We start from the raw sequence: 14,030 nt of genomic DNA, 5'->3' as shown, positions 1-14,030 counted from the left end.
TAATAAACTCACCATAAATGAGATTTAAATAAAACACCCGCAGCAGCTAAAGCCGTTGCGGGTGTTTTTTATTGAATGGGTTTAGACAAAAATGCTATTCCATGGTTGGATTAAATGTTCCGCCCCAATCTTTATTCTGCTTGATATTTGGGTTCTTGTCAATGACCGACTGCGCGACGGGAAAGAAATAATAGGTATCGGGCACCAAATTCACTTTATTTCCTGTACTAGGCACCTGCAAGACGCTATATTTAAACTGATTTTCTTTCAACGTATATGTTTTGGCCAATGCATTGGCATCATCCAGATTCATCTCGGTTCCATTTGAATTTATTGCTATCGCTTCAACTCCATGTTTGGTTGTATTGTTCAGTATATTGAGCTTACGTAACCTTCTTAAATCCCAAAAACGATGTCCCTCAAAGCAGAACTCAATATTACGCTCTGCCAAAATAGCTTCACGCATTTGCTCCTTCGTGGTTGCCGTTATGCCATATTTATTGTCTGCGCCCGGCTCGATTCCCGCTCTTTTCCTAATTTGCGTAACCAGGTCTAAGGCCGTCGCAAAATCTCCTGTTTCATTTGCCGTTTCAGCATAATTCAATAGGACCTCGGCATAGCGCATCAACACAAAGTCGACATCATACTGAGTTTCCACTTCGGTTTGCTTTAATGACAGTTTAGAATTTTTTAAGATAAAAAACCCGCTATATCGATCCAAATTGGACGATGGAGTTTTTGCGTTCGGGTTAATGCCAAAGTCATCTAAAGCCGGAGCAATACCGACAGAAGTATATTGTCTTTTGCCGGTCTTGCCGGAAACTTCATAGATTTTGGCATTCCATACAATAGACTTGTCAAAACGTGGATCGCGGTTTTCCCAATAGGATTGTAAAAATTGATCTTCTGTTTTATGGTATTTACCCGCTTGATCGGAATATAACTTTCCATCTTTCATTGGAAAAGCTTTTACAAATTCCCAGGATGGAACGGAACCTGCCGGCCCCCTACTTTCAGATCCCGGACGTACACCATTATCCCAATTGGCAACTTTATTTGGATAGGTATTAATCACAGCAAAAACAACCTCTGGACCCTTTTCTACCAGGGCAATGTTGGAATAATCTGAAGTCAAACTATAGCCATCCGCCTTCAGCTGATCATAAGCTAATTTATTTGCGGTATTGGCCTCCTGCCAATAGGCATTTCCATAAGGATTGGAAGGGTTAAACTGTGGAGAAGCCTTATACAACAATACCTTTGCTTTAAGAGCGGCTGCAAAATCACCATCAATTTTCCCATAATCTGCCGTTCCTTTTGCAATTGTTTTTGGCAATTGTGAAATAGCCTGATCTAGATCTTTAACGATCAGCTCAAAACATTCTTTTGTCGAATTGCGGGGGACATTAAGATCATCATTTTTTAGGTCTTGCGGCACAGTAATATAAGGAACACCGCCGTGGATCCTGACCATGTTAAAATACATAAAGGCACGCATAAACAACGCTTGGCCAATCACCGTTTTTTTAAAATCATCTTTTAACGAACTACTTTCATTGACTTTCTGTATGGCCGTATTGATTTTCCGGATGGTTGTATAATCCCATGATTTGTAAGAACCATTGTTGACGGTAACCGCATCCAATGGAAAAGCGATGCCGATTAGTTGTTCCGAATTTCCGTCCGCACCAGAATTCCAGTTACCAAATAGTGGATATAAATTGGCAAGATAGCCGTTCACTAGATTTGGATCAGCCCATACCTTAGCCTCATCCAGCGAATTGAGGTCCTCAATGTCCAATACATTTTTACAGGAGGACATGCACAAGGCCAATGCAATTAAAGGATAATATATTTTTTTCATCTTTTTTTCATTTTAAAATTTAACATCAAGTCCAAACGTAAAGGTTTTCATGACTGGATAAGAATCATACAGCTTTTGTTCGGGATCATGAAACTCTTTCATTGGCGAAAAAACAAACAAATTGGTCCCATTAAAAAACAGATTGACATCTTTCACACGCAATTTCTCTGTCATGCTTTTCGGCAATCGATAAGAAACATTAATGTCACGTAAGCGCAAATAGGCTCCATTTCTTATCCAGAATGACGATGGGGCTGCACCGGATTCGGCCCAGCCAGAGTATCCTGTTGGTCGCGGATATTTGGCGTCGGTATTATCCGGTGTCCAGACATCGGAAGCCCAAATTGGATAATATGGACGGAAAGTATCGCCGTGCTGGCGCATTCCACCGCCTTCTTGATTACTGATCATGCGATCGTAAGCAAGAACTCCCTGAAATAAAGCCGAGACATAAAAGCCCTTCCAGCTCGCATTGAATCCAAACCCATAATTGATGCGCGGAGAATTATTGTCCGACAATAACTGCAAATCGTTATCATCAATTTTCCCATCCGGGCCACCTGAATAGTTCGCCCCCTGAATGTCTTTATATAAGATCATCCCAGGAAAAGGATCCCTTCCGTAGGTCTTAAATCCTTTTGCTTTCAACGCATCAGCTTCAGCCTGTGTCCTAACCAAACCAAGGGATTCTAAGCCGATTATTCTATTCTCAGGTCGTCCAATTCTGGAGCGAAAGTTCTGCGGTTGGCCCGATGCATAAGAAGGTTCTTCGTCAATGATGTCCCAACGGTCTTTGGCATACCCCAGATTGGCATTGAGACCATAAGCCACTTCACCAACCTTGTCATTCCAATTAAAAGAAATCTCGCCGCCTTTATAACTTCTCGCCGCATAGTTTTCAGGAGCAAGTGCACGACCGTAATTGTCAGGAACCTTCAGCGATCTTGGACCAAGAATATTGGTTTCCTTGCGTGAAAACAGATCAAGGCTACCGGTCAGCTTATTATTAACAAATCCAAAATCTAAACCCAAGTTGACACTCTTAGAAGTTGTCCAGGTTAGATTTTGTGTTGGGGTTGCACCATATGCAATACCATTATAATAGCGGTCACCAAACATATAGCCGCCCGAGGTGGTATACTTTTCTAAATAACCAAATTGCCCGATTCGATTGGCATTGACATCCAAATCATTACCCGTTGTACCATAAGAAGCTCGGAACTTCAAATCCGATATGGTATTTTTTATATCCGTAAAGAAGTTTTCGTCCGATACACGCCAGGCTGCTGATACTGAAGGAAAAAATCCCCAGCGCTTATCCGTCGGAAATAATGGTGAACCATCGTAACGAAAAGAAAACTCCGCAATATATTTATCCGCATAATTGTAGTTGGCACGCCCGATGATACCACGTCTCGAATCGATCGTTTCATTGGCAGTTGTCGACCTAAAGTTACGATCTGTAGGATAAATAAACATTTGATCCAGGGCTGTAATTGGATTTTCTGCCCGTGAAGTGACATAAGTCCCTCCTTTTTTGGACTGTTCATAAACCAATGTTCCGTCTACGGAATGTTTACCAAACTTGCGGTTATAGTTTAAAAACCAGTTTACCTGATATTCCCACAATCGTTGTGGGCTGTAATCCATGAAAGGCTGGCTCTGACTAAAAGTAAAAATATTAATATTAGCTTCCGATGGCGGAGCTGGTATAAAGCGGTTGTCATTCGGGTTTAAAGAGGTAAAGGTATAGTTCTTTTGAAAACTCATATAACGCTTGCGCATATAGTCTTGAGCAATGTAACTTCCGACAACTTTTGTCGAAAGGCCCTGTACCAATTTATCCAGCTTCAAGTTTAGGGTCATAATAGGATTGACCTGCCGCACTTTACGGTCTATATAGCGATCCCCGATGACCTGATCGATCACATTCCAAGCTTGCCAGCTTCCCATAGGCGTCTGTACAGGATAAGCCGTTGGTGTATTGCTCGGTGTCCCGTCTGCATTCAGGTAAAAAGGATACATCTTTGGCCAGTTGAATGTAACGCGGTAGAAATCGGATACATCAAAATCATCATCGTTCGAAGATGTACTGAATGGCCAAAAAAAGCGCTTCGAATTCGTCTGGTTGGCTGAAATATTAAAATCCATGCTGAAATCTTCGGTAATCTGCGCGGAGATATTGCTCCTTAGGTTAAATTTCTCATGATCTAAAGATTTATAAGATCCATTTTCTTTACGGTAGCTCAGCAAGCTATAATAAGTAATTTTGTCGCCACCTCCATTAACCGATATCGATTGTCGATGTGTAAACGGGTTGCGCCAGATAACGTCATTGGCATTGTAATTTTTGTCCTTGAAATAATCAAACTCTTTTTGTCCATTTGGGATGGAAAGACCACGAAATTCGGCGACCCGGTTTTGATAGGTGAGTTCATCTTTCGCAGTCGTTAAATTAGCAAGGAGCTCCTGTGTTGGCGTATTGAAAGTATAATTACTTTGTACATTAAAAACAGGTGCTTGCGCTGTTCCTTTTTTTGTCGTAACCACCACTACACCGTTACCGGCCCGGGTGCCATACACTGCGGCAGTTGCAGCATCTTTTAAGAAGGTCATTTGGTCAACCTCGTTCGCTTCAAGCACATCGAATGCAGCTTTATCACGAACCACGCCATCAATTACATAGAGTGGCTCGGCAAAACTCCCCCGTATACGCAAGCTCGACGATGCTCCGGCCATCCCCGAAGTATTGGTGACATTGACACCCGCGGCTCTACCGGCAAGTGAATTGGAAAGATTTGAACTGGGGATGTTTTTTAACTGTTCTGCATTGACGGTAGCGACCGAACCGGTGATATTCCCTTTCCGCTGCTTACCATAGCCAATGATTACGACCTCTTCAAGTGCTTGATCACTCGAAACCATGACGACATTGACGTTGCCTGTGGAAACGGCCACCTCCTGTTTTGTAAATCCTTGGTAGTTCACGACCAAGACATCACCGCGCTTTGCGCGAATAGAAAAAATACCTTGTTGATTGGAGGACGTTTGAATGGATGTTCCTTTGACGGTGATGGTAGCACCGGCTAATACCTGACCTTTCTCATCTTTGATGATCCCTGTAACCTGATCTTGATCGACAATAGCATTGATCGGATCCAGATTCAGCGCGTAAGAATCAGGCTGACTAAACAGCAGGCAGAGCCCCAAAAGGCTAATGGGTCTCGCCTTTCCATGAAGAAAAAAATTTCTCATCATAATTACAAATTGGTTTAAAATAATAAAGAACCGTGGGGTTCAACTTTGGTTTATTGACTTTGCATGCCTCTCTTTTTATAAAAAACAGCAAAAGTGGATTAGATTGCCTATTAAATTTAAAAAACAAAATCATATTAACGAAATTAATATGATTTTTTAATCTAAAATTCACAGAAACGTTACATGCTTAAATAAGGAATGGAAATGCCTGGCATAGCAGTCCCGATCTTCAGGTTGAACACCTAAAAACTGTAGTGAACACAGGGATTTAAAGTGGATTTATATCCCTGTACGAATAATATCTAGGAAATTTTATTTTCAGGTGAGCCGAGTACGAGCAATGTAGAGGCTCCTAATGGGGCTTAAAAAATAAGAGCCTAAAACTGTAAGCTGGCATTTAGACAAAATTGCCGCCCATTATAGGTTGGTAATACCACATAACTCTTTTTTGAATTCTGCAATCGACTGTCTACCAGCGGTAGCAACCAATAGGCGATTTTAGTACTTAAGATACCAACTCCAGCTCCCATAGCGATATCCGAGAACCAGTGCTTATCATTGTGCATCCGCAGATAACCGGTACCTGCGGCAACAGCATACCCCGCTATTCCGTACCAAATTGACTCCTGTCTGTATTCCTGCCAAAGCAGTTCCGCACCAACAAATGCAGTGGCAGCATGCCCTGAAGGAAAGGAATTGTTCGCTGAACTATCCGGTCGCCATACAGGAATGGTCGATTTCATAATTCTCACGGTTGAAGTCATGATAATATTGGAAACTGTTGTTGTGAACAGGCGTTGTTTAAGGTTATGTTTCGCAGGTACCCCAACCGCATCCAGCACAAAAACTCCGGCAGTTCCAGCAAAACGGGTGAAATCGTCCAACTTAATTTTTTGATTGTTCCCTCTCGAAACGCCGTCTCTAATGTCTTCATCTATCCCTTTTAAAAAGGGATTCCCTTTGGCAACGATACCATAGGTGATCAATCCTACAGGAACAGCCAGTTCTTTGTAAGGAATTTTCTTAAAAAAATGAGATCCGCTGCTCGAATCCGAAGGTTGTTCCAACTGGATCTGCGCAAATGAGGTAACCGGCATTACAAAAAGTAAAACCAGCATACAATAAAAAACAATCTGTTTCCTGTAATCGATCATTTTAGCCTTAAAAAATTTTATAATGCGCAAAGATAATATTTATAAACTAGCTCTTTGACAGTATTACTCCATACAGCACGACAATATTGGGCATCAATCTCCATTTTATCATTAAAACAAAGGAGAAAGCAACGAAAGTCTGCTGTTTACGCAATTTATATAAACAGCAGACTTTAACTTCAACATATACAAATGATCAAAATCCTATCGTAACACCGTTGGCAATGATAGCATCTTTTTTAACAACAACGATACCGTCACAGATCATATGCGTATCAAAATCGCCATCATTCAAGCCCGGTCCACCAATGATACGAACGTCATCTCCAATACGGCAGTTCTTATCCAGGATTGCGTTTTCAATATAACAACGTTTACCGACGCCTACTGGTGGTGGTTTTTGTGTATTTCCCAATTCCAGTACTTCTTCCAATTGCTCATAGTAATCTGTTCCCATCATGTAGGTCGATTTAATAACCGTCCCTTCACCAATACGGGAGCGTATCCCAATAACAGACCTTTCCAGTTTATCTCCATTTAAAATACATCCATCGGCAATTACCGTATTATTTAAAGTCGTTCCTGAAATTTTCGAAGGCGGAAGCATCCGCGCACGTGTATATACGGTCTCATTAAACAAATTGAAATCCGGAATGTCATCCGTTAATCCGATATTGGCATCAAAAAAAGATTTGATGGTCCCGATATCGGTCCAATACCCCTCAAATTGGTAGCTCAATACCCGAAGTGCTTCAATGGCATCCGGTATAATTTCCTTGCCAAAATCCATCCCCGGGTTGGCAATTAAAAGGTTGCGCAAGATGTTTTTTGAGAAAACATAGATCCCCATAGATGCCAAATAATGCCTTCCCTGCTTATGCAAAACCTCGGAGACCTCTGAGGTCCAATTTAATACTTCGTCCTTATCGGGCTTTTCGACAAAAGCGGTAATTTCATTCGCTTCATTCGCTTTTAAAATACCAAATCCTGTAGCATCCTTACCATTGACCGGTATAGTCGCAATGGTAACATCACCCCCATTTTCAACATGGAAGTCAATCAGCTTCGAATAATCCATTTGGTATAACTGATCACCAGACAAGACAAGAATGTAGTCGTAATCTACATTCAGGAGATGTTTCTGCGTTCGCCTAACAGCATCAGCCGTGCCCTCAAACCAACGATCGCCCTCATTGGTCTGTTCAGCAGCCAAGATGTCAACAAAGCCCTTACTGAAAATACTGAAATTGTAAGAATTTTTGATGTGTGTGTTCAAAGAGGCTGAATTGAACTGCGTCAGTACGAAGATCTTATTATAGCCAGAATTCAAACAGTTCGAAATCGGAATATCGACCAAACGATATTTTCCAGCTATTGGAACCGCTGGTTTCGACCGTTGCTGTGTCAATGGGAAAAGGCGCGACCCTCGACCTCCTCCCAATACAAGGGAAACTACTTTGTGTATCATACCTCAATCCATTAATTGGTTATAAAATTGTTATCTTCAAGAACAAGGACCTGATCAGGTTTAGTCTCGAGATTCTTTAAATTCAGGTTTAAGAATCCTTATTAAATTAGCAATTTTCCGGATAAGAAGCAAACAACAATTTTGATCAATCATTCTTTTTACAAAAAAAATAATTTTCGAAAAACGAGCAGAAACATGCTTAATTTTAACCGATTAAAAGACGATGATGACAAGTCCGTGTCTCCCATAGGGTTAATATCCAAATAGACCAGTGAATAAAAAAAGGCAGTAGATATAGCCAACAAGTAATAGGTTAACACCTATTTGCGGATATTTCTTTTGGGTAAATAACCATAGGATCTCAATGAAGGCATAAATGGACAACGGTGCTGCAAGACTGACGGTCATAAAATAGAGTAAATATCCAGCCCCCAAACCATCATTTTGTTGTTTAAGAATCAAATATGGGACAAGAAGTAGCAGAAAGGCGATGCAGACTACAGAAAATCGAATAAAAAAATGTCGTTTTAGTTTTCTATCCCCTTGAAGAGGCTTATACATAAACAGTGTTGAGCCCGATAGATACAATGATAACAACAAATAACCGATATAGTGATGCACACTCTCCAAACCATTCCAATCTTGATTAGCGTAGGCAAGACCAACAATTAGAAATAAAACAATAAATAAAACTACTTTAATATAATTCATCTAAAAACATTAGGGGATTATCCCTACTAGAGTAATTGAACGCTAAAAATTTTAATATCGTATGGTATTCAACTGAATTTCAACATTTCTCCCAGATGCTACTTCTTGCAATCGAACTTCGACCACAATAGTGCAAATCAACTAAATAAAATCAACTTCCGAGCGGATAGCTAAAAGCAATTTTCAGCAAAGAGAAGCACCCTATTGACCTAATATTTATGTAAATTGCTAAAGCATATAGAACAAAAACAGCTATGAATTCTTCACTATTGGATCGAAACTATTGGGATGAACGTTATAAGAACAAAGCAACAGGCTGGGATATTGGCTATGCCTCTCCTGCTATTATCAACTATGCAGCGGAGTCTATTGCGAAAGATGCATCTATTCTAATTCCCGGTTGTGGAAATGCTTATGAAGCAAAGGCTCTACTTGACATGGGGTTCCATCAAATTACCTTACTTGATATCGCTCCGACCCTCGTTGCGAAGGTAAGAAAGGAGTTTGCCAATAGCCCTCAGATCCAAATTGTATGTCAAGATTTCTTCCAGCATCAGGGTCAGTACGACTATATAATTGAGCAAACATTTTTTTGTGCACTGGATCCTTCATTACGCCCCAGCTATGTACAACAAATGCATACTTTGCTCAAGCAGCAGGGTATTCTGATGGGCTTATTGTTTAAACGGGAATTTGCACAACAGGGACCACCTTTCGGTGGAGATCAAACGGAATATCAACAATTATTCGCATCGCAATTTGACATTTTACACCTGACAGATTCAACAAATAGTATTCCCCAAAGACAGGGAAATGAACTGTTTTTTGAGCTGCGCAAAAAATAGTCTACTTGCCCGGCATGACCCGATAGGTTGGATCTTCCGTGATATTGACCTTCACAATGCCCGCAGCATTTTTTAACAAAGAGCGACAATCTTCACTGAGGTGCCACAATTCGATTTTTTTCCCTTGTGCAGCGTAGCGTTCGGTAATTTTGTTGAGTGCATCCACGGCGGACATATCCACCACACGACTTTCCTTAAAATCTAAAATCACGCGCTCGGGATCTTCCAAAACATCAAATTTATCCAAAAAATTAGCTGTCGAACCAAAGAAAAGAGGGCCATAGATTTCATAATGCTTGATGCCCTCGGCATCCAAATATTTTCTTGCCCGAATGCGCTTCGCATTATCCCAGGCAAATACAAGTGCCGATACCACTACACCAATAAGCACCGCAAGTGCCAAATTATGTAAAACCACGGTAATTCCGGCAACAATAATCCCAACGAAAATATCTGATTTGGGAAATTTATTCACAATACGTAAGCTCACCCATTGGAAGGTTCCAATGGCTACCATCATCATCACACCGACCAGCGCGGCCATGGGTATCTGCTCAATAAAAGGAGCACCTACCAAAATAATCACTAAGATGGTCATCGCTCCAATAAAAGAAGAAAGCCGCGTGCGTGCACCAGCATTTAAATTGACCAGTGTTTGAGCAACCATGGCACATCCACCCATTCCCCCAAAAAATCCATTGATTGTATTGGCTATCCCCTGCGCCATGGATTCGCGGTTTGCATTTCCTTTACTCGCCGTTATTTCGTCCACCATGTTCAGTGTCAAAAGCGACTCCACCAACCCTACTCCAGCCATCACCAAAGAATACGGAAAAATCAGCTGCAATGTTTCCCAGCTCAGCGGTACATTAGGTAAATGTAGATGGGGCAATGTCCCACTAACAGAGGCAATATCTACTACTTTTTTGGTATCAATACCTAAAAGAGAAACCAGGCCAAATACAACCAGAATAGCGATTAAAGAGGCCGGAACAGCCTTCGTTATCCGAGGAAATACAATCACAATCAACATCGTCAGCAGAGTCAATCCCCCCATGATGTATAAGGTACTTCCCGACATCCACTCCGCCCCCTGCCCGGTATTCACCTTAAATTGGACTACTTGAGCCATAAAAATGATAATGGCCAGTCCATTTAAAAAACCGTACATAACAGGCTGTGGAATCAAGCGTACAAATTTCCCCCATTTAAAAAGCCCGACTAAAAATTGCAGGAGCCCCGCCAAGACGACAGCAGCAAACAGGTAATCAATACCGTGACTTGCCGCCAGGGCCATCAATACAATTACTGTTGCGCCAGCACCTCCCGAGACCATCCCTGGCCTACCTCCCAAAACGGAAGTGATCAAACCCATTAAAAATGCTGCGTAAAGTCCGGTCAACGGTGGTAGCCCGGCTAAAATTGCAAATGAGAGTGATTCCGGAATCATTGTCATTGCGACCGTTAATCCTGCAAACAACTCATTCTTAAGATTAATCGATTTTATATTGAATATTTCAAAGGTATGGTTCATTTTTAAATTACTAGAACAGGATAATTGCCGCAAAGGTACTAATCACACAAACACTTTTCCCCTATATTTGTTATTCTTTACAAATTTTATCGCAAAACAGTATGTTCATTTCGATCAAACAATGCATTAACCAACGTCATTATAGTCTCTTAATATGTATCTTTTTGTTGCTTGTCCAGCTCGGGAGTATAGAACCTAGTAAGGCTGCATTCCTACCAGCTAGAGATTCCTTAATGACTTCAGATAGCCTATTTCGAGCGAAACCTGTCGAAAAATATCCCATGTACCACGATAAGCAACCACGACTTTGGAACAATCATCTTATCAACGTAAAACAAACAGACAGTCTATTCGACTACCAAAAGAAGAACTTCTTAAGGGCGGGAATTGAGTGGTTTTCCATCCAAGCTATTCCTGCGTCGGTTAATTACTTCATTCGAAAAGATCCTGTTTCGCATATTTCCTTTAAAAACTTCTTTAGCCATTTAAAACTGTCTGCCTGGACCTGGGACGACAATCTCTTTGCCACAAATCAAATGGCGCACCCTTATCACGGTCAGTTTTATTTCAATTCGTTCCGATCCAACAACTATAGTTTTCTACAATCGACAGTAGCAACCGTAGCTGGTAGCTATATCTGGGAAACTGCAGGTGAAACAGAACCACCATCCATCAATGATATCATCAACACAAGTTTTGGTGGTACTATTTTAGGTGAAATGACCCATAGACTATCGCATCATATTCTTTCGCGCCCGAGTCTGACCAAAGGACAACGTAATAAAAAAGAACTATTGGCCATGCTGATCAATCCGATAAACGGACTCAACCGTCTGCTCGACGGGCGCTGGGGAGATAAGGTAAAAGGTGCGGTGGTCGACAGTTCTTTAGTACACACCGAAGTTGAATTGGGGCTAAGACGGTTTGATGCCAAGGAACATGACATCTTGAATAAAGGAAAGAATGACATCTATGCGCGTATCAAACTGATTTACACCAACGATGATCTAGACAAAAAGAAACCCTTTGATGACTTCTTCCTCAATTTGGAACTTGGATCAGATGATAGTTCCATCGTCAATGCGGTCAATGTGTATGCCTCGTTATACGGTAACCGTATTTTATCCAATTTGACAGGACGTCATCGTGTTATCGTGTCTGCGCATTTCGACTTTCTACGCAATGAAGCCTTTTACTATGGGTCACAGAGTATCAATTACAATGTCTTTTCAAACTTCAATATTGGTAGCCGTACCAAGCTGACAACCATCCTTGGTGGTGGTCCAGTGGTACTGGCCGCTGTACCCGATCCTTATCTCCATTTTGGTGAAAGCCGCACATACGATTATGGCCCCGGAGCCGATGTTAGGGCTTCAGCCACATTGAGCACATTAAACCGCTTTAAATTTGGTGTAGATTATCGTGGCGGATATTTTGTCACAATCAGTGGCAACAAATCCCACCATTTTCTACATACGGCATCCACGAGTGCTTCAATGCGTATCTGGAAAAATTTCGGTGTCAATCTTTACTCCGGTTACTTTAGATTGGAAGGTCATTATCAAGACCATAACAATGTCAACAAAGACTATCCTTTTGTCCGGATAGCACTAGCCTACAACTCTGAATACTAGCGATAAAAAAGGCTTAACTAAATGAGTTAAGCCTTTTTGATTAATTTGTCCAATATTTCTTTAACGCTTCCTTCAAACGCGGATCATAACCATATATATCCGGATAAGTAACGATTTTCCCTTCGTCATCCAACCAGGTTGTATAGTAGGTGATATAAACTGGCATCTGCCGTTTAAGTGTTACCCAACGTGATTTTGAGATCGAATCTGTGGTAATTTCTTTTGCAATTTTTTCGGCCTGTTTTTCATTATTGACAAGGTATGACGCCAAATCAACGGGTTTTTCAACACGCACACAACCGTGGCTGACGGCGCGATTGCTCTGCCCAAACATTTGTTTTGCAGGCGTATCGTGCAGATAAATGGAATAGGGGTTCTCAAACAAAAACTTCACATTCCCCAATGAATTATCCGAACCAGGATTTTGTTTAAAACGAAAATTCTCCACAGAATCCGAATTCCAGTTGACCGTTGCAGGGTCCACTTGTTTTCCTTTGTAATAAGCCACCATATTGCGCGATGCCAGATAGTTTGGATTATTTCGAACGCTTGACAATAACTCTTTCTTGACAATACTGCTTGGAATATTCCATACAGGATTTACTTGCATGGCATCCAACACCCCTTGCATGACAGGCGTCTCATGATTCTCACCTTTCCGCGTATAGGCGGGATTATCAGTTTCACCTACACACACATTCATCAGTTGACTTGTCTTCCCTTCTTCCATAATATGTAACCGTTGTTCAGGTATGTTCACAAATACATATTTCTCCGGAAAAGCATCTCCCATCCAGCGCAATTTTTCCAATACCATTAACACCTGGCTTCGTTGTGCACTGTTTAGGTTCCCGTTTTCCAATAGATCCTGAAACCTGGTGTAATACTGATTTTTAGGTTGGATATCGGTCAACACAGTTCCAATTTTTACACTATCCAGCATTTGTACAACTTTGCCATAGCTCATACGCTTTTGAGGAACGAAATATCGTCCATAAAGGCGTTTGGGGTTGACCACACCATATTTTATGCTGCTAATATAAGCCACCAGCCCATCAGTACTCAATAAGTCAAGTTTGGCCAATAAGGGATAAACTTCAGCAACATCTTTGGTTTTCAGTTTTCGAAGCGAAGATAATGTTTCCTTAATCGCAGCCGTATGGAAATAACTAGTTCGAATACCATGCGCATCGCTTCGTTCAAAGTACGTTAACATGGTGTCGATACTACCGTCAAAAAGGTGTTCGGCAATTAAAGTCATCCCTTCAGTAGAATCCGATAATTCCTTCATCCAGCTCGGATTAACCAATTGAGGTTTTTCCTTGCCATACACTTCACGGAAGACTTTTACATAAGCTGCTGTGTCAAAATCCTTATAGGACTTATTTTCAAACTCTTTCGCCAACACATCGCCATAAGTCGGAGGATTATCTTTACAAGAAAAAAATACTACTGAAACAAATGAAATAAAAACTAAAAATCGTAACATATTACAAATCGTGAAAAAGAAATGGCTTCGCAATAATGAAGCCATTTTCTGAGGACAAAGATAAATAATTCTT

At 41.1% G+C, this 14,030-nt stretch carries 9 protein-coding genes; 2 read left to right on the top strand and 7 right to left on the bottom strand.

Translation table 11 applies throughout. The features are described 5' to 3' along the window. Positions 1-94: 94 nt before the first annotated feature. From K2F45_RS10155 to K2F45_RS10135, 5 genes are all read right to left on the bottom strand, one after another. Positions 95-1,864, bottom strand: a complete 1,770-nt coding sequence (locus tag K2F45_RS10155; RefSeq protein WP_248933465.1) for a RagB/SusD family nutrient uptake outer membrane protein — start codon at positions 1,862-1,864, stop codon at positions 95-97. A 12-nt stretch (positions 1,865-1,876) separates the two neighbouring features. Beyond that, positions 1,877-5,122: a SusC/RagA family TonB-linked outer membrane protein gene (locus K2F45_RS10150; RefSeq protein WP_248933464.1), complete on the bottom strand. Its 3,246-nt coding sequence runs from the start codon at positions 5,120-5,122 to the stop codon at positions 1,877-1,879. Positions 5,123-5,499: 377 nt separating this feature from the next. Next, on the bottom strand, positions 5,500-6,240 hold the full coding sequence (locus K2F45_RS10145) for a phosphatase PAP2 family protein (protein WP_075994728.1): 741 nt from the start codon (positions 6,238-6,240) through the stop codon (positions 5,500-5,502). Positions 6,241-6,472: 232 nt separating this feature from the next. Further along, a complete protein-coding gene (locus tag K2F45_RS10140; protein ID WP_075992039.1) occupies positions 6,473-7,744 on the bottom strand; it encodes a glucose-1-phosphate adenylyltransferase in 1,272 nt (423 codons plus the stop codon). A gap of 252 nt (positions 7,745-7,996) precedes the next feature. Continuing rightward, entirely contained in the window at positions 7,997-8,455 is a 459-nt protein-coding gene (locus tag K2F45_RS10135; RefSeq protein WP_248933463.1) for a hypothetical protein, read from the bottom strand. 254 nt (positions 8,456-8,709) lie between these two features. Here K2F45_RS10135 and K2F45_RS10130 point away from each other — a divergent pair, with 254 nt between their 5' ends. Further along, a complete protein-coding gene (locus K2F45_RS10130; protein ID WP_248933462.1) occupies positions 8,710-9,300 on the top strand; it encodes a methyltransferase domain-containing protein in 591 nt (196 codons plus the stop codon). A gap of 1 nt (position 9,301) precedes the next feature. Here the strand turns inward: K2F45_RS10130 and K2F45_RS10125 are convergent, their stop codons facing one another. Next, a complete protein-coding gene (locus tag K2F45_RS10125) occupies positions 9,302-10,834 on the bottom strand; it encodes a SulP family inorganic anion transporter (RefSeq protein WP_248933461.1) in 1,533 nt (510 codons plus the stop codon). A gap of 233 nt (positions 10,835-11,067) precedes the next feature. On the opposite strand from K2F45_RS10125, the gene K2F45_RS10120 reads away from it, so the two are divergent. Beyond that, positions 11,068-12,468 (top strand): DUF3943 domain-containing protein, encoded by a 1,401-nt coding sequence (locus K2F45_RS10120; protein WP_248933460.1) that lies wholly within the window; start codon positions 11,068-11,070, stop codon positions 12,466-12,468. A 40-nt stretch (positions 12,469-12,508) separates the two neighbouring features. On the opposite strand, the gene K2F45_RS10115 is transcribed toward K2F45_RS10120, so the two are convergent. After that, complete coding sequence (locus K2F45_RS10115; RefSeq protein ID WP_248933459.1) at positions 12,509-13,957, bottom strand: L,D-transpeptidase family protein; 1,449 nt, start codon at positions 13,955-13,957, stop codon at positions 12,509-12,511. Between the last annotated feature and the right edge of the window lie 73 nt (positions 13,958-14,030).

Origin of the sequence: Sphingobacterium siyangense, from assembly GCF_023277505.1 — a bacterium.
Lineage (GTDB): Bacteria > Bacteroidota > Bacteroidia > Sphingobacteriales > Sphingobacteriaceae > Sphingobacterium > Sphingobacterium siyangense.
This window is presented reverse-complemented; position numbering and strand designations above follow the sequence as displayed.